This is a genomic window from Modestobacter sp. SYSU DS0290 (assembly GCF_054050955.1).
On record NZ_JBJHAI010000024.1, the window covers coordinates 1 to 18,384 of the forward strand.

The following is an 18,384-nucleotide window of genomic DNA, read 5'->3' on the forward strand; positions in this document are numbered from 1 at the left end:
CCCCCCCCCCCCCCCCCCCCCCCCCCCCCCCCCCCCCCCCCCCCCCCCCCCCCCCCCCCCCCCCCCCCCCCCCCCCCCCCCCCCCCCCCCCCCCCCCCCCCCCCCCCCCCCCCCCCCCCCCACCGGGGTCAGGACGACGGGGTCAGGGACCGGACCCGCTCGATCAGCTCGTCCTTGCAGACCTGCATGAACCCGTCCGGGTCCGGGCCCGCGTTCTGGAAGACGATGTGGTCGAAGCCGGCGTCCACGTAGGGCTGCGCCTGCTGCACGTGCCGGTCGAGGTCCGGGCCGCAGGAGAACTGGCCCTTGATGTCCTCGGGCGTCACCGTGCTGCTGGCGGCGTCGAAGTTGACCGGGTTGGGCAGCTCGCTCATCACCGGCCAGCCCGACAGCGCCCAGCGGCTGGTCTTCAGCGCCTCCTGCGCGGCGGCGTCCTCGTCGGGCGCCCAGGCCATCGGCACCTCGGCGTACTTCGGCCCGCTGCCGCCGTGCTCGGCGTAGGCCTGCACCAGCTCGGGCTTCGGCTCGGTGGCGAACAGTCCGCTGCCGTACTGGGCCGCCAGCTTGGAGGCCCCGGGCCCGCCGCTGGCCACGGCGATCACCGGCAGCTGGTCGGGCAGGTCGAACACCCGGGCGTCCTCCAGGGTCAGGTACTTGCCTTCGTAGGACTGGTAGCCGCCCTGCCAGAGCAGGTTGATGATCTCCAGCGCCTCGCGGAGCATGTGGTGGCGGATCCGCACCGCGGGCCAACCACCCCCGACGACGTGCTCGTTGAGCCGCTCACCGGCGCCGATGCCCAGGGTGAACCGGTTGCCGGAGATGATCTGCACGGTCGCCGCGGCCTGGGCGATGACCGCCGGGTGGTACCGGATCATCGGGCAGGTGACCCCGGTGGCCAGCTGGATCCGCTCGGTGCGCGCCGCCATGGCGCCCAGCATCGACCAGGTGAAACCGCTGTGGCCCTGCTCCTCCAACCACGGGTGGTAGTGGTCGCTGAGCTCGACGAAGTCGAAGCCGGCCGCCTCGGCCGCCACCGTCTGCTCGATGATCTGCGTGGGGCTGAACGCCTCGGTGGCGAGCTTGTAGCCGACCTGCATGGGGGTCCCCTCGTCATCGTTCCCGCTGTCGTCTGCCCCGGTGCCCGGGCGGTGCGCAGGGGAAACGGCGGGCGCCGCCCTCAGCCCGCGACGAGCGCCCATTCGTCGTCGGCGACCTCGTCGGCCTCGGCCCGGGTGAGCTCGCCGACGGCGACCAGGCGGTCGAGCACGTGCGCCTGCCGGGCCGCGGCCCGCTCCGGGTGGACGAACGGGTCGTAGGCGCTGGGCGCCTGCAGCAGACCGGCCAGCAGGCTCGCCTGCGTCCAGCTGAGCTCACCCGGGGCCCGGCCGAAGTAGCCCTGGGCGGCGTCGACCACACCGGTGAAGCCGTGGCCGAAGTAGGCGTCGTCGAGGTACATCCGCAGCAGGTCCTCCTTGGACCACTCGGCGTCCAGCTTCAGCGCGAGCACCACGGCGGAGACCCGGTCGAGCACCCCGGCCTGGCCGTCCTCGTAGACGTTCTTGGCCAGCTGCTGGTCCAGCGTCGACCCGCCGAGGTCCTCCCCGGTCACGACGCCGATGGGCGCCCGCAGCGCACCTCGCCAGTCGACCCCGATGTGGTGCTCGAAGTGGCTGTCCTCGGTGGCCAGCACCGCGGCCACCACCCGGTCCGGCAGTTCCCCCTCCAGCGGGGTCGCCCCGGCCGCGGCCAGCCGCTCGGTGACGCGGTCCCGCGCATCGCCGACGTCCGGCGTCAGCACCCAGGCCACGCCGAGGACGGCCACGCAGACGACGAGCAGGCCGAGGGCGGCCGCCACCAGTCGGCGCAGCAACCGGGCCCACCACGGGCGCCGCGGAGGGGTGGCGGGGTGCGGCGACCGGGGCCCCGGAGCCACCACGACGTCGTCCTCCTGCCGGTGGCGGGAGGCGGTCGGGTGAGATGCCAGCACGGGGTTCTCCTCGGTCAGTGCGGTGGACGATCCCAGTCCACCCCGTCCACCCGTCCTCCCGCGTCCGCCTGTCGGGTGATCTTGCGGCTCCCGGCGCTCCGCCCGCGGGTGGACGGTGCGTCCGGTGGGTCGGTCCGGGTAAAGGGGGTGCACCGGCCGCGCCCGTCGCGTTGACTGCAGCGGCTGCGCAGCGCCACCACCCCTTCCACGGAGAAGAGAAAGGACCATGGAGCAGATCACCGGACGCCTGCTGAGCTGGGCGTCCATCCTGGAGCCGAGCACCCGCGAGCAGGCCGAGCGGACGGCCGAGATGCCGTTCATCCAGCCGTACCTCGCGCTGATGCCCGACGCGCACCTGGGCAAGGGCGCCACCGTCGGATCGGTCATCCCGACCGAGGGCGCGATCATCCCGGCGGCGGTCGGCGTGGACATCGGCTGCGGGATGATGGCGGTGCGCACCCAGTTCGACGCGGCCGACCTGTCCGGCAAGGACCTCAGCGTCCTGCACGGCTGGATCTCGCGGGCGGTGCCGCTGTCAGCCGGGCGCTACAACAAGCACGTCAGCGCCACCGCCGAGCCGCGCGTTGAGGAGCTGCGGGCGCTGCCCGGCGCCGATCAGGCGAACGGCACGGCCGGCAACTGGCCGCTGCAGCTGGGGTCGCTCGGCTCGGGCAACCACTTCATCGAGGTGTCGGTGGACGAGAAGGGCCGGGTCTGGCTCTTCCTGCACTCCGGCTCGCGCGGGGTGGGCAACAAGCTGGCCTCGGTGCACATCCGCCGGGCGCAGGAGTGGTCCCGGGCGCAGGGCATCGAGCTGCCCGACCGGGACCTCGCGTACCTCCAGGAGGGGACGCCGGAGTTCGACGCCTACATCGAGGCACTGCGCTGGGCGCAGCGGTTCGCCTACCTCAACCGCGAGGAGATGATGGACCGCGTCGTCGAGCAGGCCGGCCGGTTCCTGCGGGACGACGTCCAGCGGCTGGAGACGGTGAACTGCCACCACAACTACACCGAGCGTGAACGGCACCACGGGCGTGACGTCTGGCTGTCCCGCAAGGGTGCGATCTCGGCGCGGAAGGGCCAGCCCGGGCTGATCCCCGGGTCGATGGGGACGGCGTCCTACGTCGTCGCCGGGCTGGGCAACGAGGCGGCGCTGCTGTCCTCACCGCACGGCGCTGGGCGGAACCACTCGCGCAACGCAGCCCGGCGGCTGTTCACCCGGGGCGACCTGGAGCAGCGGATGGCGGGCATCGCCTGGGGGCACTCGGACGCGTTCCTCGACGAGCACCCCGACGCCTACAAGGACATCGACGTCGTGATGCGCGACGCCGCCGACCTGGTGGAGATCCGGCACACCCTCCGCCAGGTGGTGAACGTCAAGGGCGACTGACGCCCACCTCCCGCAGGAATGGCCATTTCTGCCCTCCCCCCCGGGGCGCAGAAATGGCCATTTCCGGCCTCAGGTGGCGAGGTGGGCGGCGAGGCGGTCGAGGAAGACGACCTGGCCCTTCACCAGCTTGGTGCGGGCCGTGTCGAGGTCGAACCAGGCGGCCCGGTCGATCTCGGGGAACTCCTGCACCCGGCCCGAGCGCGGTGGCCACTCCAGGGAGAAGGTGTTGCTCACCGCCGCGTCGGCGTCCAGATCGCCCTCGGCGGCCCAGACGGCGAGCACCTTCCCGCTGGTCACGCGGGCCTCGCCGAGCGCGGCGAACTCCGCGGCCGGCACCGGCGACCCGAGCTCTTCGGCGAACTCCCGGAGCGCGACCGCGAGCGGCTCCTCGTCCGGTTCCAGCTCGCCCTTGGGGATCGACCAGCCGCCGTCGTCCTTGCGCGCCCAGAACGGCCCGCCCATGTGCCCGATCAGCACCTCGGGCCCGGTGGCCCCGGGTCGGTGGAGCAGGATCCCGGCGCTGCGTCTGGCTGGCACCGGCCCAGTCTGCGCGGTGTCAGTCGGCGCGGTGTCAGTCGGCGCGGTGTCAGTCGGCGCGGTGTCAGTCGGCGGTCGGCCAGGGGCGCTCGTCGCTGATGCCCACCTCGACGCCGCAGGTGCGGTCGGGGTCGACGTCCTGCGGGCGGAAGAAGACGGTGGAGGCGGTGACGTCGTCCCCGAAGGTCTCCGGCGCCTGCGCCTCGGCGGCGGTGGCCGGGTCGGTGAGGACGGCGGTGTCCTGCGGGGTGATCTGGAACCGCATGATCCGGGTGAACTGGCAGGCCTCGGACACGAAGCCGATGGAGAAGCTGATCGGCGGCCGGTCCTCACCACGGACGATGTTGTCCAGGCCACCCGCGCCGGTGGAGCCCTCGATCAGGTTGATCGCGCCGTCGTCGTCCTGCAGCTCGTCGCTGGCGTTCTGCCGGTGCACGTGGCCGGAGACGGTCAGCCGCACCTCGTTGTCCAGGACCTCGCGCACCTCCTCGGCGGCGACGGGCTCGTGGACGGCGAAGACGTCGATCGGTGTGGTGTCGATGGCCTCGTCGGTGCGGGTGGGGGCGGCCGCGCCGGACCCGTCGGCCGGCGGGCTGGTGGCGGCCGGGCTGCCGTCCGCCGTCGGGCTGCCGTCCGCCGTCGGGCTGCCGTTCCCGGGCTGGCTGCCGTTCGCCGTCGGGCCGGTGGTCGTGGCGGTCGAGCCGGTTGAGGTCGCGGCGGCCACCTTCGTCGGGTCGCTCACCTCCAGGGCGTCCTGGACGGCGCGCCGCTGCAGCGGGTCGACGACCGAGGCCGCGTCGGCGCCGTACGCGCCGGGGCCGCCGTAGACCCGCGGGTCGGACAGGCCGGCGATGGTGAGCCCGAAGGCGTCGACCAGGCCCGCGGTGACGTCGAAGCCGTCGCTGGTGGCGGTCTTGGTGCCGAGCACCGTGACGCCGGGGACGGAGCGCATGACGCCGACGGTGTCCGGGGAGTCGTGGTTGCCGGCGATCCAGAGCATCGGGGTCTCGGCGGTGACCACCCGGAGCGCGTCCAGGTAGCCGGGGGTCAGCTCGAAGGCCGGGCCGAAGGCGCCCTCGTCGCCGGTGTTGATGATCAGGTCGACGTCGTAGGTGGCGGCGTACTGGGCGACCAGCGGGTAGTTGGCCGCCAGGTGCATGTCGGAGATGTACATGATCTGCAGCGCCGGCTCCGGGGTCTGGTCCTCCTCGACCTGCGACTGCAGCTCGGCCTGGATGCCGACCACCGAGCCGAGGACGTCCAGGGCCTTGGACCGCTGCGTGTAGTACTGGCTGAGCTGCTCGGGGAAGAGCTGTGCGGCGGCCAGCGAGCCGGTCAGGCGTGACTCCCGCACCCAGTCGGGGTTGTAGCTGACGATGCCGAACACCGAGACGGCGGCCAGGGCGAGGCCCGCGGCGCCCAGTTGCTTGGCCCGGTGCCGGAGCTCGGACGGTCGGCGGGGCCGGCCGCGCAGGTACCGGACGGACATGTTGACGGCGGCGGCGGCGGCCAGGCCGAACGCGATGCCGATCAGGGCCTCCCCGACCAGCCAGATGGCTATCTGGGGCACCTGGGCGGCGAAGTCCGCCTGCAGCCGCTCGACGAACGCCGGCAGGTCACCTTCGGCTGCGCGGGTGATCTGGAGGATGTCGACGTCCTCCGGGGAGATGTGCACGCCGATCGGCAGGTCGACGAAGTCGGGGAACTCCCAGTTGCCCAGAGTGGTGTCAGCCGAGAGGACCGGACGGTTGAAGAGGCTGCCCTGCACCTCGAACGGGATGCCCTGGACGGTGGCGTGGTACGGGAAGGCCTGCAGCGCGGCCGCGGCGCCGAGGAGCGGCAGCGCGATCCGCAGCAGCCAGCGCATGACGACGCTCAGCACGCGGGCGGAGACGTGCCGGGCCCTGCGGGTCACCTGCCGGACCCTCTCCCCCCTGCTCGGGGGGAAGGGCAGCGGGAGCTGATCACCGGGGTCGGGCTGGCGGGACATCGCGATCATTCTCCGTCGCGGGACGACGATCCGCCGCGACCACACCGGGACGTGACTGAACCGATGCGCGAGGTCGGGCCGAATGGAGCCGGATGCTCCGCTCCCCTGCCCCCGGGGCGGAGCGTTCGCCGGCCTGTCCACAGATCGGGTGACGACCGCGACCTCGAGGCCTTGCGGCTGCGTACTCTCCCGGCAACTGTGCGCAGGCACTCGGGAGGACGACGGATGCGGCGGGTTCGACTGGCGGCGGCGCTGGCCATCGGGGCGGCGGTGCTCGCGGGCTGTGCGGGCGAGCAGTCGGCCAACGAGACGCTGCCGTCGGCGAGCAGCACGACGGCGTCGGCCGAGGAACTGCCGCCCCTGGGCCCGCCGGACTTCCCGATGCCCGCTGAGGCGCGAGAGAAGACCCCCGAGGGCGCGGAAGCTCTCGTCCGCTACTACGTGGAGCTGATGAACCGGGCCCAGCTCGACTCAACCTCGGTGTACGTGCGCGAGGTAAGTAGCGACTGCGATACCTGTACTGCTTTCGCTGACGGAGTCGACTACTACGCGGAGCAGGGCTATCGATACGTCGGCGGCACCATCCGCCTGGAGGGCATTTCGGCGGCAGGTTTTAGCGATGGGAAGGCTGACTTCGCGATTTCGCTCCACCAGGAAGCGCTTGACGTCGTTGGCCCCAACGGGTCACCCCTACCGGAGGAACGCGCGGACGGCGCGATGTATCCGGGTTCCGGAATCACCGCCGTCTGGGACCGTGAGCGCTCGTCCTGGCTCGTCCGCGAACTGACGATTGCCTGAACGGTGCGCCGACTCCTTCTGTTCGTCGCACTGATCTCAATCTCGCTCCAACTGGTTCTGCCGAGGTCTGCGCAAGCCGCCGAAGAGCAAGGGCGCCCCTGCCCCCAGCTCAGTTGTCTGGCCCCAGAGGTCGGAGATGCAGAAATCGAGTTGCGTGCAGCGGACGTGGTCCCAGGCAGTCGACCGGGCCTTTACGCCGCCACCCCGTCTGCCCCTGCGATCCCGGCTTATCGCTGGCGCTTGGAGACTCCCTGCAACCTGACTGATCCGGTGACGGGAGGGTGCGAGCAGATCGGACGCGACTGCCCCGAGATACCGGGCAGGCTGATCGGCTACTACGCGATTCAACGTCAACGCCTCGCTCAACCTCTGGACGAGCAGGGGAATCAACCGCCCGTCGACGGAGTCAGTCCACCAGCATTGGTGGAGCCGGGAACTCCCTACTTCCACTGGAGCACGCTGACAACGGCATGCGTGGACATAACGGACCTGAATCCGCCGCCGTCGCCGGATGAGGTGTTCCGGTACTTCCAGACGCTGCCGCTACCGGAGCTGGTCACCCGCCAGCAGCCGCCGGGCAACGCCCTCACCGGCCTGCCGGTGATCTTCTACACGGACAGCCCCTCGACGCAGACGTTCACCGTCGACATCCGCGGCTTCACCGTCGACATCGAGGCCACGGCCACCGGCTACAGCTGGGACACCGGCGACGGCGTCACCCTCACCACCACCCACCCCGGCGCGCCGTACCCCGACCACTCGATCACCCACGAGTACGGCTCGGGCACCTACACCGCCAGCCTCACCACCACCTGGGGGGCGACCTTCTCCGTCGACGGCGGCGTCGAGGCAGAGGTCCCCGGCACCACGACCACCGACGGCCCGCCGGTCACCTTCACCGTCCTGCAGGCCCGCCCGGTGCTGACCAACCCCTACGACTGACCCGATCGGCGGGGAGGGGTCCAGCAACGTCGTGCTCTGCCCACCGGGAGTGGGCAGAGCACGACGTCCGGCGGAACACCTGTGCGGACGGGCTCAGCCGACGACGACGTCCCCGGTGCCGTTGGGCACCAGCTCCACCCAGGTGTTGCCGGGCGCCAGCTGCACCGGCATCCCGTCGGGCCCGGTGAGGATCACCCGGTCGGCCACGCCCGCCTTGGTCCAGGTCGCCTGCAGGGTCTGCCCGCCGGTCGCCACGACGGCCTGGCCGGTGCCGGTCAGCACCGTCTCCGGCACCGGGTTGCCCGCCGGGTCCAGGTAGCTGGTGTTCTGCACGTCGACCCGCAGCACGACGACGTTCACCGCCCGCAGCGGCGTCCCGTCGGCCTCCACCGCGGGCGTGGTGCCCTCGGCGCGCACCCACCGGCCGTCCGACGGGTTCCAGGTCCACTGGGGCCGGCTCACCCCGGACAGCTTCAGCTGCAGCGTCGTCGCCGGGGTGCCGGCGACGACGGCGGTGGGCTGGGCACCCGCACGGGCGACCTCGAACGCCGACGGCGGCGCCGCGAGGTGGTCGGCGTCGGCCTGGGCGACCAGCGCCGCCGGGTCGGCGTAGACGTTGTGCGGTGCGGACCGGGTGGTGATGCGAGTGAACCCGGGCGCTCCGGAGTCCTGGCTGATGATCTGCAGCCCGGCGGCGGCAGCGGCGTCGATGAACGGCGCCTGCCCGCCGGAGAACGCGAAGAGGCCGTGCAGCGGGCCGGCGATCGCCGCGTCCATCGGCCGCACCGAGCGCACCGGCCCGATCTGCGGCGGCAGGGTCGAGTGGTAGACGGCGACGTAGCGGGTGATGCCGCCCTCCACGACCGCCTCCCAGACCACATCGGCGGCGTTGAGCCCGGTCTGCGGCCGCGCGGCGACCGAGTTCTCGATCTTCACCGCGAGGGCAGGGCGGGCCGGCACCTCACCGCTCTCGACGCCGGTCAGCGGCCACAGCACCGGCGGCGGGGGCGGTGGCGGAGCAGACGACGTCGGCGCCTCGGCCACCGGCTCCTCCCCCGGGCCACAACCGACCGCGCCGGCCAGCACCGCACCGATCAGCAGGGCGGCACGCAGGACTCGACGGGGACGCCGGACGGCGGGGTGGTGCACGGGGTGGCCTGCTCTCGGTCGACGGCGCGGCGGATCGCCGCCCACGCTAGGTCGGCGAGCGGCTGCCCCGGGTCAGGCCGGACCCGCCAGCGCCCCATCCGACCCACCGGCGCCGTCCCGCCCCAGCACCACCGGCCGGCCCCCGCGGGGCGCTGGAGGCAGGGGCTCAGCGACCGCTGAAGGCGGCGACGCCGAACTGCTTGACGCCCTCCTCGTCCTCCTGGACCAGGATCGTGTACGCCGAGCCGCCGATGATCGCGCTGCAGATGTCACCGTTGCACTCCACCGTCGACACCTGGGCCCCCTGCGACTCGATCGACTGGCGGAACGCGGCCTCGGTGTCGGCGTTGCGGTCGGCGACCCGGTCGCGCCAGAGGATGAGCCCAGTGATCGCCACGGCGACGACGATGACGGCGACCATCAGCGCGATCAGCGTGCTGGTGTGCCGGCTGACCCAGCCCGGCTCGCCCTCCTCACCGCTGGTCGCGTCGGCGGCGCCCGTGGTGTCGGTGGGCTCGGTGGCCTGGCCGGCCGCGGGGACCGTCGTGGGGCCGGCGGCGGTCGCCCCCGGCTGACCGGAGGTGTTCTCGGGCGTGCTGGTGCCGTCGGTGCTCATGAGTGGAGTGCCTCGTCCTGTCGGTCTCGGGTCCGCACCGCACGGGGACGGGGTCCCGCGCCCGGCGCGCCCCCGCCGGCGCTGCGCCGGGCGGGGGGACGCGGGGGCCGGCACACCGGCCGCGGGAACCGGCCGACGCTCAGCCCTCCAGCTGACGGGCAGAACGATGCCACACGTTCCTGTGCCGCCGGTGTACGTCGCCCCCTTCCCCGGCCGGTGCCGTCAGGCGGTGGTGGCCAGCTCGGCAACCCGGTCCCCGCGCAGAGTGAACCGGTAGGTCAGGTCGGCGGGCCCCCGGCGGATGTCCCCGGTCAGGTGCTGCACCGCCACCCAGCCCTCGGCATCCCCGCGCTGAGCACCGGTCAGCTCGCCGGTGGAGCGGTACTGCGCCGCGGAGCCAGGCGGCGACATGGGTGACGCCCGGGTGCTCCGGCCCTCGACGGACGGCAAGCGGTCAGGTCGATCGTCGATGCGGTCATGCCCCCCGGCCGCTGCCACGACGCGGCCTGCTGACGCCCGCGGCACCCTCATCGCCGGCCACCCCCGTGGCGGTGATCGCGGGCGTCGTCGCCCCGCCGGCGACGACGACCCGATCGACGTCACCCACGGCGAACTCGGCGCCTGGTGGCCGGTCCGGTGCGGGAGACGTACCTGGTGGGTCTCCCGCACATTCCGGATGCGCCTTAGTGGCGCACCGAGATCGGCGGGCCGGTCTCCCGTCTCGCCTGAGAGGTCCGTGGTGCAGGACGCCGCTACCCCGCCCGTCGACGACGCCGACCTCCACGACCTGGGCACCCGGCTGCGGGCTGCGCTGGCGCTGTAAAGCGGTCGCCGCCGGCGCGACCGCCCGGGCAGGCTGCGCCCCGTGTTCTTCGACGAGCAGGTCGCCGCCGGCTACGACGACAGCGGCATGTCCGCGCCGGAGGTGGTCGATCCGGCGGTCGACCTGCTGGCCGAGCTCGCCGACGGCGGGCCGGCGCTGGAGTTCGCCGTCGGCACCGGCCGGGTCGCGCTGCCACTGGCCGCGCGCGGCGTCCCGGTGAGCGGCATCGACACCTCGCCGCCGATGCTCGCCCGGCTGCGCGCGAAGCCCGGCGCCGACGCCGTCCGCGCGACCGAGGGGGACATGACCAGCACCCGGGTGCCGGGCACCTTCTCGCTGGTCTTCCTCGTGTTCAACACGATCATGAACGTGACCAGCCAGGACGGGCAGGTCGCCACCTTCGGCAACGCCGCGGCCCACCTGGCCCCCGGCGGGCGGTTCGTGGTCGAGGTGATGGTCCCCGCGCTGCAGCGGCTGCCACCCGGGGAGACGGTGCGGGTCTTCTCGCTCACCCCGGAGCACCTCGGCGTCGACGAGTACGACGTCGTCACCCAGGGCCTGGTGTCGCACCACCACCCGGCCGGCGGAACCCCGGTCCGGGTGCCGTTCCGCTACGTGTGGCCGGCCGAGCTGGACCTGATGGCCCGGCTGGCCGGCCTGGAGCCCGAGCACCGGTGGGCACGCTGGGACCGCTCACCCTTCGTCGCCGAGAGCACCTCGCACGTCTCGGTCTGGCGCCGTCCTCCCGGCTGACGCACCTCTACGGCCCGCGGGTGTTGGCGGACCGGCGCGACGGGTAGCCGGGGTGCATGCGGATGGACAAGCGCCAGGTGCTCGAGCTCCTGCTGACCGAGGGCAACCAGACCGACCTCGCCGAGGCCGACGATGAGCTGCCCGACACGGTCGACACCGAGCAGGACGCCGAGCTGCTGCGCCGGATCGGCCTCGATCCCGACGCGCTGGCCGCCCGGGAGAACCCCGTCGGCGACGGTCTGCTGGAGACCTGACCCGCGGCAGGACGGCGTCAGCGGGCGGGGGTGAGCCCACCCAGCCACTCCTCGAAGGGGATCCGGCCGCGGTCGGCGCCGGGGCCCGGGAGCAGGCCGCCCGCGCGCATCCGCCGGCCGAGCTCCCCGGGCAGCGGCACCCGCAGCACCCGCCGGCGCTGCCCGGTCGCGGCGAGGTACTGGCGGACCAGGTCGGCGAGCTCCGCCTCCGCCGGGCCGCCCAGGTCGGTCACCCGCCCGCGCGGTGACCGCTCGGCGAGCGTGACGAGCGCGGCGCCGACCTCGCTCGCCGCCACCGTGCTCACCCGTCCGGCCGGGACGGCGACGACCGGGCCGATCCCGGTGCGCGGCACCAGCTGCCCCGCGAACTCGTGGAACTGGGTCGCCCGCAGCACCGTCCACGGCACCGGGCCGGCCGCGACCAGTCGCTCCTGGGCGACCTTGCCGGCGTAGTAGCCGCTGGCCTCCCCGTCGATGCCGACGATCGACAGCGCGACGTGGTGCCCGACGCCGGCGGCCTGCTCGGCGGCGAGCAGGTTCTCCGTGGCGCGGGTGAAGAAGTCGACCGACACCCGAGCCTTGGTGGTGACGACGCTGGTGACGTCGACGACCACGTCGGCGCCGGTGAGCGCCTCGGCCAGCCCCACCCCGGTGACGACGTCCTGCCCGGTGCCGCGCGAGAGCGGGACGACGGTGTGCCCGGCCGCCCGGGCGTGCGTGACGACGTGCGTGCCGACCACCCCGGTGGCCCCGGCGACGGCGATCCTCAGCTGCTGCGGTGTTGTCATGCCCTGTTGACGACGCAGCCCCCCGGGATGTGAGGCTGCCCGCGTGACGGTGGACGAGCAGCGCGGGCACCTGATGGGCGTGGCCTACCGGATGCTCGGCACGATGGCCGACGCCGAGGACGCCGTCCAGGAGACCTTCGCCCGCTGGTACCGGCTGACCGACGCGGAGCGGGCGGCGATCGAGCAGCCGGCCGCCTGGCTGACCCGGGTGGTGAGCCGGGTGTGCCTGGACGCGCTCGGGTCGGCGCGGGTCCGGCGGGAGCGCTACGTCGGTGAGTGGCTGCCCGAGCCGGTGCCGGTCGACGCCGTCGACGACCCGGCCGAGCGGGTGGCGCTGACCGACTCGGTGGGCCTGGCGCTGCTGGTCGTCCTGGAGTCGCTGACCCCGGCCGAGCGGGTCGTGTTCGTGCTGCACGAGGCGTTCGCGGTGCCGTTCGGCGAGATCGCCGAGGCGGTCGGGCGCACCCCCGCGGCGTGCCGGCAACTGGCCACCTCCGCCCGCCGCCGCGTCGACGCCGCCCGGGCCGCCACCCCGCCGCGGGCGCGACGCGACGCGGTGGTGCGCGCCTTCGCCGCGGCCTGCGCCGGCGGCGACCTCACCGCGCTGGTGGCGGTGCTCGATCCGCAGGTCACGCTGCGCTCCGACGGCGGAGGGCTGGTCAGCGCGGCCCGCAACCCGGTGCGGGGGTCCGCGAACGTGGCGCGGTTCCTGCTCGGGCTGCTGGCGAAGAACCCCGACGTCACCCTGGAGGAGATGACGACCGGGGACGGCGTCGGCTGGCTCTGGCGGGACGACGACGCCGTCCGCGGGCTGCTCGTCCTCGGCGTCGCCGGCGACCGGGCCACCGACGTCTGGATCGTCCTGAACCCGGAGAAGCTCACCCGCTGGGCCTGAGGCGCGGCGGACTCGCGGACCTCATCCGTCACATCCCGGCCGGGCTCCCGGACTCCGCGGTTCCGCCGGGGTAGACAGGCAGCATGGGCGACTCCCCGTGCCCGCAGCAGCCGGTGACGATCGCGGTCGAGTGCGTGCCCGTGCTGGGCGAGGCGCTGGCCGCCCTCGCCGTCCCCGTGGTGACCCGGCTGGCCGTCACCGCGGACCGCGAACGGCCCGGCGCCCGCGTCACCCTCGCCGTCACCAGCAACGGGAAGGCCCTCGCGGCGCCGGTCGAGCTGCGCACCGACCTGCTGCCCGGCCGGCCCACCGTGCTGCTCGACGTCCCGCTGCTGCTCGACCCGGCGGCGCTGGGCGCGGCCACCGACCCCGCGCGGGGCCACGTCGAGGTGCGGGTGGAGCACGAGGACGAGGTGCTGGCCCGGGCGAGCACCGACGTGCGGGTGCTCGGCGCCGGGCAGTGGCTGGCCGCGCCCGCGCCCCTGGCGCTGGAGCTGCTCGCCGCCCACGTGCGGCCCGACGACCCGGCGGTGGCCGGGCTGGTCGGCGCGGCGGCGGACCACCTGCGCCAGCGCACCGGCCGCCGCGAGCTGGCCGACGTCGACCCCGCCCAGCTCGACCAGGCCGCCGCGGCGATCGTCGAGGCGATGCGGCGCCGCGGGATCCGGCCCCTCCCGGCGGCCGCCTGCTGGGCGGACGTGCCGCAGCGGGTCCGCACGCCCACCGAGGTGCTCGACGAGCGGGCGGGCACCGGGCTGGACACCGTGCTCACGCTCGCCGCCGCCTTCGAGCACGCCGGGTTGCGGCCGCTGATCTGGGTCACCGACGACGCCGCCGGCCCCGCGCACGCCTTCCTCGGCTGGTGGCGCAGCGGCCCGGGCGCCGAGCACACGGCGACCACCGACGTCGCCGGGCTCGCCGAGCTGGTCGCCCAGGGCGTGATCCAGCTGGTCGAGCCGGCCCTGCTGCACGCCGGCGCCCCACCCGCGACCTTCGGCGACCTGCACCGGACGGCGGCGGCGACCTGGCTCACCGGGAACCGGCACCAGCTCCTCGGCGTCACCGACGTCCACCGGGCCCGGCGGGACGGCGTCCGGCCGCTCGGGGCGGCGCGCCGGACCGCACCGGCCCCGGCGACCGGGCTGCTGCCGCAGTCGCTGGACCTCACCGGCGCGCTTCCCCTCACCGTGCCGGCGGGCCGGCTCTCCGCGCTGTCCGACCGGTTGGTGGGCGGCGCAGCGCTGACCCTGCTGCCGGCCGACCAGCTCGGCGCCGCCGCCCGCCGCCGGGGCATCCGCGCCGCCCGCGACCTGCCCGCGCACCAGCTCGCCGACCTGCTGGTCGAGCACGGCGGCCTCTACACCGACCTGCCCGCGGGCGGGTACGGCCAGCAGGTCGGCGGGCTCGCCGAGCGGGCCCGCGCGATCGTCGAGGAGACCGGCGCCAACGAGCTGTGCCTCGCGCTCGGCTCGGTCAGCTGGGCCCCCGACGGCCGGGTGGTGCGCGTTCCGCTGGTGCTGCTGCCGGTCACCCTCACCGCCGGCGCCAACGGCTCGTACCGGCTGATCGCCGACCCGACCGGCGGGATCGCGGCCAACGGGCAGCTGCTCGCCGAGCTGCGCCGCCGGCACGGGGTCGCCCTGCCGGCACCGTCCGGAACGGACCCGGCCGGCCTGGTCCTCGCGGTGCGCCAGGCACTCGCCCGCAGCGGGGCGTCGGCGCGGGTGGAGGCGACCGCCGACCTCGCCCTCCTGCCGGCCGCGGCCTCCCGGGTGCGGCAGGACGCCGAGCACCTCGGCGCCGCCGCGCTGCGCAACCCGCTGGTGCCGGTGCTGCTGCGGCCGGGCCAGCCGTTCCCGGCGCAGGACCCGGTGGACGCCGACCTGGACGAGCTGGCCGCGACCCTGCCGCTGCCGGCCGACGCCAGCCAGCTGGCCGTGGTCGCCGACGCGCTCGCCGGGCGCACCTTCGTGCTGCTCGGCGCGCCGGGCACCGGGAAGGCGCAGACGGTCGCGAACACCGTCGCCGCCGTGGCCGCCACCGGGCGGCGGGTGCTCGTCGTCGCGCCCCGCCGGGACGCGCTGGACGCCGTGGCCGCGCGGCTGACCGACGCCGGCCTGTCCGCCCTGCTGACCGGGGATCCGGCACCCGACGTCCCGGTGGACGACGTCCCCGATCTGGGCCCGCTGCGCAAGCGGCTGGCCGGGTACTCCGTCCGGCTGCACGCAGCCAACTCGGCTGGCCTCTCGCTGTACGAGGCCTCCGCGGCGCTGCTGGCGTCGGGCTCGGCCGTCCCGTCGCTGCCGGTCCCGCCCACGTTCGTGGTGAGCGCGTCGACCCGGACGACGGCGGCGGTGCGGGCCGCCCTCGCCGGTCTGCCGGAGATCGCGGCCCGCACCCGGCCCGGCCCCGGCCACCCGTGGGGGTTCCTCGACTCGACCGACGTCGACCCGGTGGCGGTGCAGGCCGCGGTCCGCGCCGTCGACCGCGCGGTGGACGCGGTGCCGCCGGGTCCGGTGGCCCGGGTGGTGGCGGCCGCCCCGACGCCCGCCGAGCTGACCGCGGTCGCCGTCCTCCTCGACGGGCCGGCCGTCCCGCTGGCCGACCTCGACCGGGCCGGCACCCCGGAGTGGGAGGAGGCGGTCGCCGAGCTGCGGGCCGACGTCGCACTGTTCTGCGCCGAGGAGCACCCGGGTCTGGACGTCGCCGATCCGCGGGTGCTGGACCTGCCGCTGGCCGCGATCGCCGAGAACGCGCGGCAGGCGGCGGCCTCGGGCCGGCTCGGCCGCGGCAAGCGCCTGGCCGCGGTGCTGGCCGAGCTCGCGCCCGCGCTCCTGCCGGACGCGAAGGTGCTGCCCGCCGAGGTGCCGGTGCTGGCCGACGAGCTGCTCGCCGTCCAGGCCGCCGCCCGGGAGCTGGCCGGGCGCGCCGGGGACCTGCCGGGGGTCGACCTGCCGTGGAACTGGAACCCGTTCACCGAGGTGGACCTGCTCGACGCCCAGGTCGAGAGCGCCCGCCGGCTCGCCGCGGCGCTGCGGACGAACCCGGCGTTCACCCCGGCGCTGCGCCGGTTGCTGGACACCGGGCCCGTCCACGACCCCGCCCGGGCCGCGGTCGCCGTCCGATCGCTGCAGCGGGCGCTGGTCACGCTGCCCCGCGTCTGCGCGACCACGCCGGAGCGGCTGCTGGCCTGGGCCGGGGACCGCCGGCTGGTGGCGCGCTGGGAGGAGACCCGGGCCGGGCGGGCGATCGACGAGTTCGGCCTGCCGTCGCTCGCGCACTGGCTGGACCTGCTGCGGGCGGTGCACCTGCTGGACGCCGCGGGGCTGACCGAGATGCGGACGGCGCTGGTCGCCGGTGCGGTCCCGGCCGCGCAGGCGGTCGCCGCCTTCGACCGCGGGCTGGCCGAGGCATCGGTGGCGGAGCGCGCGATGGCCGCCGGCCTGTCCGCGGCCGACGCCCGCGCCCACGAGGACGCGGTCCGCCGGTTCCTGACCGGCTCCGCGGCGGCCCGCGCGGCCGCAGCGGGACGGGTGCTCGCGACCGCGAGCCCGGGCAGCTGCGTGCTCGCCACCCCCGACGAGGTGGCCCGGCTGCTGCCGCCGGAGCCTGGCTCCTTCGACCTGGTGGTGCTGGCCGACGCCGGAGGCCTCGCGGTCGCCGACGCGCTCGGCTCGCTGGGCCGGGCCCGCGCCGCGCTCGTGGTCGGTGGGCCGCCGGCCGCGGACGACGACGGACTGCTGGCCGCCTGCCTGCGGGCCGGTGTGCCCCACCGCGAGCTGGCGTGGCATCACCGCAGTGCCGACGAGCTGCTGTTCGCGGTGCCGAACGCGGCGCACCGGGTGGGCACCTTCCCCTCGGCGGTGCCGGGGCCGGCGCTCGGGCTGGTCGCGGTGGACGGCCGCTTCACGCGGACCGGGCCCTCCGCGGGCACGAACGAGGCGGAGGCGGCGGCGGTGGCGACCGAGGTGGCACGGCGGTTCGCCGACTCCCCCGGTGCGGCGCCGTCGCTCGCCGTCCTCACGGTGCACGCCGCGCAGCGGCGGCTGGTCGAGAACCTGCTGCGCGCGGCGGCGGACCCCCGGCTCACCGCGGCGCTGTCCTCCGGGCAGCTGGTGGTGCGTGAGGTCGAGGCGGTGCACGGCGGGGAGTGGGACGTCGTGCTGGTGTCGCTGGGCGCCTCGCTGGACGAGCGGGGCGAACTCCCACTGGACCTGGGGCCGCTCAACCGGGCCGGCGGTGAGCGGCGGCTGCGCGCCGCCGTCACCCGGGCCCGCCGGCAGCTGCTGGTGTACGCGTCGTTCCCGCCGGCGGCGCTGGTGCCGGCGGGCACGGCGCAGCGGGGGGTGCGGGAGCTGCGCGCCTTCCTCGACGTCGTCACGCAGGGCGTCGACGCGGTGCCGCGGGACGGCGCGGGCGCACCGGTGCGGGACGCGCACCGGGACGCCGTGGCGTCGGCGCTGCGGGAGCGGGGGCTCGCGGTGCGCACCGACGTCGGGCTCTCGCGGTTCCGGATCGACCTGACGCTGGCCCCGGTCGACGAGCCGGGGCGGCCGCGGGTGGCGGTGCTGCTCGACCGGCCGGACCGCGCCTCGACGTTGACCGACCGGCTCGAGCTGCCCGCGCTGGCGCTGGCCGCGCGGGGCTGGGCGGTGGAGCGGGTGTGGCTGCCGGAGTGGGTCGCCGACCGGGACACGGTGCTGGACCGGCTGGCCACGGCGGTGCGGACGGCCCGCCCACCGGCCGGACTGCCGGTGCCGCTGCGGCCCGAGACGCCCGTCGACAACCCGGTTTCCGCCGACGGCCCGGTGTCCGGTGGCGGCCCGCGGGACGAGCCGCGTCGGGTGCCGGCGCGCCCGCTGGTGCCGCCGGTGCGGCTGCCCGGTGAGGAGCCGTTCGTGCCGTGGACGCCGGGGCCGGTGGGTGAGCCGCGGGACCTGCGCCGGCTGGAGGACCCGGCGATCGCGCGGCTGGTGCGGGAGGTGCTGGTCGAGGGGATCGCCGCGGAGGGGCCGGTGCACCGGGAGCGGCTGGCCCGGCGGGCAGCGCGGGCGTTCGAGGTGCCGCGGCTGACCGATGCGCGGATGGCGGAGCTGCTGGCGCTGCTGCCCGCCCCGGCGGCGGAGTGGCTCTGGCCGGACGGGACGGACCCGGGGTCGTGGGCGGGGTTCCGCCGGCAGGGGTCGGCGGGTGACCGGCCGCTGGAGCACGTGCCGCCGGAGGAGATCGGCAACGCGATGGTGGCGCTGCTGCGGTCCAGCGGTGGGCTGACGCACGAGCAGCTGGTGGCGCAGACGCTGGCGGTGTTCGGGCACCGGCGACTGCACCCGGTGCTGATGCCGGCGCTGGAGGCGGGGCTGGCGCAGGCCGTGCGGGCGGGCCGGGTGACGCGATCGGGCAGCGGTCAGCCGATCACCGCGACCGACGCGGTGGGCGCGGACTTCTTTGCGGGTGCATGACGA

The 18,384-nt window shown here is 75.3% G+C and carries 15 protein-coding genes; 7 read left to right on the forward strand and 8 right to left on the reverse strand.

Annotated features, from left to right (window positions below; translation table 11 throughout):
• Window positions 1–128 precede the first annotated feature (128 nt).
• Complete coding sequence (locus tag ACI795_RS16875; protein ID WP_457076716.1) at window positions 129–1,097, reverse strand: TIGR03557 family F420-dependent LLM class oxidoreductase; 969 nt, start codon at window positions 1,095–1,097, stop codon at window positions 129–131.
• A gap of 80 nt (window positions 1,098–1,177) precedes the next feature.
• Entirely contained in the window at window positions 1,178–1,987 is an 810-nt protein-coding gene (locus tag ACI795_RS16880; protein ID WP_457076717.1) for a transglycosylase domain-containing protein, read from the reverse strand.
• A 226-nt stretch (window positions 1,988–2,213) separates the two neighbouring features.
• On the opposite strand from ACI795_RS16880, the gene ACI795_RS16885 reads away from it, so the two are divergent.
• Complete coding sequence (locus ACI795_RS16885; RefSeq protein WP_457076718.1) at window positions 2,214–3,377, forward strand: RtcB family protein; 1,164 nt, start codon at window positions 2,214–2,216, stop codon at window positions 3,375–3,377.
• A 69-nt stretch (window positions 3,378–3,446) separates the two neighbouring features.
• Here the strand turns inward: ACI795_RS16885 and ACI795_RS16890 are convergent, their stop codons facing one another.
• Window positions 3,447–3,914, reverse strand: coding sequence for an NUDIX domain-containing protein (locus ACI795_RS16890; protein ID WP_457076719.1), 468 nt, complete (start codon window positions 3,912–3,914; stop codon window positions 3,447–3,449).
• 64 nt (window positions 3,915–3,978) lie between these two features.
• On the reverse strand, window positions 3,979–5,829 hold the full coding sequence (locus ACI795_RS16895; RefSeq protein WP_457076720.1) for a metallophosphoesterase family protein: 1,851 nt from the start codon (window positions 5,827–5,829) through the stop codon (window positions 3,979–3,981).
• A gap of 300 nt (window positions 5,830–6,129) precedes the next feature.
• Here ACI795_RS16895 and ACI795_RS16900 point away from each other — a divergent pair, with 300 nt between their 5' ends.
• Both ACI795_RS16900 and ACI795_RS16905 read left to right on the forward strand, forming a co-directional pair.
• A complete protein-coding gene (locus ACI795_RS16900; protein ID WP_457076721.1) occupies window positions 6,130–6,702 on the forward strand; it encodes a DUF6318 family protein in 573 nt (190 codons plus the stop codon).
• Window positions 6,703–7,176: 474 nt separating this feature from the next.
• Window positions 7,177–7,644, forward strand: a complete 468-nt coding sequence (locus ACI795_RS16905; protein WP_457076722.1) for a hypothetical protein — start codon at window positions 7,177–7,179, stop codon at window positions 7,642–7,644.
• A gap of 93 nt (window positions 7,645–7,737) precedes the next feature.
• Here the strand turns inward: ACI795_RS16905 and ACI795_RS16910 are convergent, their stop codons facing one another.
• From ACI795_RS16910 to ACI795_RS16920, 3 genes are all read right to left on the reverse strand, one after another.
• On the reverse strand, window positions 7,738–8,793 hold the full coding sequence (locus tag ACI795_RS16910; RefSeq protein WP_457076723.1) for a DUF3048 domain-containing protein: 1,056 nt from the start codon (window positions 8,791–8,793) through the stop codon (window positions 7,738–7,740).
• 166 nt (window positions 8,794–8,959) lie between these two features.
• Window positions 8,960–9,409: a hypothetical protein gene (locus ACI795_RS16915; RefSeq protein WP_457076724.1), complete on the reverse strand. Its 450-nt coding sequence runs from the start codon at window positions 9,407–9,409 to the stop codon at window positions 8,960–8,962.
• Between the two features lie 222 nt (window positions 9,410–9,631).
• A complete protein-coding gene (locus ACI795_RS16920) occupies window positions 9,632–9,820 on the reverse strand; it encodes a hypothetical protein (protein ID WP_457076725.1) in 189 nt (62 codons plus the stop codon).
• A 454-nt stretch (window positions 9,821–10,274) separates the two neighbouring features.
• Here ACI795_RS16920 and ACI795_RS16925 point away from each other — a divergent pair, with 454 nt between their 5' ends.
• Both ACI795_RS16925 and ACI795_RS16930 read left to right on the forward strand, forming a co-directional pair.
• Window positions 10,275–10,985, forward strand: coding sequence for a class I SAM-dependent DNA methyltransferase (locus ACI795_RS16925; RefSeq protein WP_457076726.1), 711 nt, complete (start codon window positions 10,275–10,277; stop codon window positions 10,983–10,985).
• Window positions 10,986–11,047: 62 nt separating this feature from the next.
• Entirely contained in the window at window positions 11,048–11,239 is a 192-nt protein-coding gene (locus tag ACI795_RS16930; RefSeq protein ID WP_457076727.1) for a hypothetical protein, read from the forward strand.
• Window positions 11,240–11,256: 17 nt separating this feature from the next.
• On the opposite strand, the gene ACI795_RS16935 is transcribed toward ACI795_RS16930, so the two are convergent.
• A complete protein-coding gene (locus tag ACI795_RS16935; protein WP_457076728.1) occupies window positions 11,257–12,027 on the reverse strand; it encodes an SDR family oxidoreductase in 771 nt (256 codons plus the stop codon).
• Window positions 12,028–12,070: 43 nt separating this feature from the next.
• Between ACI795_RS16935 and sigJ the strand changes: the two genes are divergently transcribed.
• Together sigJ and ACI795_RS16945 are read left to right on the forward strand one after the other, a co-directional pair.
• A complete protein-coding gene (gene sigJ, locus ACI795_RS16940) occupies window positions 12,071–12,922 on the forward strand; it encodes an RNA polymerase sigma factor SigJ (RefSeq protein WP_457076729.1) in 852 nt (283 codons plus the stop codon).
• A gap of 83 nt (window positions 12,923–13,005) precedes the next feature.
• On the forward strand, window positions 13,006–18,381 hold the full coding sequence (locus tag ACI795_RS16945; RefSeq protein WP_457076730.1) for a DUF4011 domain-containing protein: 5,376 nt from the start codon (window positions 13,006–13,008) through the stop codon (window positions 18,379–18,381).
• Window positions 18,382–18,384: the final 3 nt, after the last annotated feature.

Bases quoted from the DNA above. Each gene is read 5' to 3' on its own strand.
- ACI795_RS16875 (WP_457076716.1), bottom strand. From the start codon at position 1,097: ATGCAGGTCGGCTACAAGCTCGCCACCGAGGCGTTCAGCCCCACGCAG.
- ACI795_RS16885 (WP_457076718.1), top strand. From the start codon at position 2,214: ATGGAGCAGATCACCGGACGCCTGCTGAGCTGGGCGTCCATCCTGGAG.
- ACI795_RS16900 (WP_457076721.1), top strand. From the start codon at position 6,130: ATGCGGCGGGTTCGACTGGCGGCGGCGCTGGCCATCGGGGCGGCGGTG.
- ACI795_RS16915 (WP_457076724.1), bottom strand. From the start codon at position 9,409: ATGAGCACCGACGGCACCAGCACGCCCGAGAACACCTCCGGTCAGCCG.
- ACI795_RS16920 (WP_457076725.1), bottom strand. From the start codon at position 9,820: ATGTCGCCGCCTGGCTCCGCGGCGCAGTACCGCTCCACCGGCGAGCTG.
- ACI795_RS16930 (WP_457076727.1), top strand. From the start codon at position 11,048: ATGGACAAGCGCCAGGTGCTCGAGCTCCTGCTGACCGAGGGCAACCAG.
- ACI795_RS16935 (WP_457076728.1), bottom strand. From the start codon at position 12,027: ATGACAACACCGCAGCAGCTGAGGATCGCCGTCGCCGGGGCCACCGGG.
- ACI795_RS16945 (WP_457076730.1), top strand. From the start codon at position 13,006: ATGGGCGACTCCCCGTGCCCGCAGCAGCCGGTGACGATCGCGGTCGAG.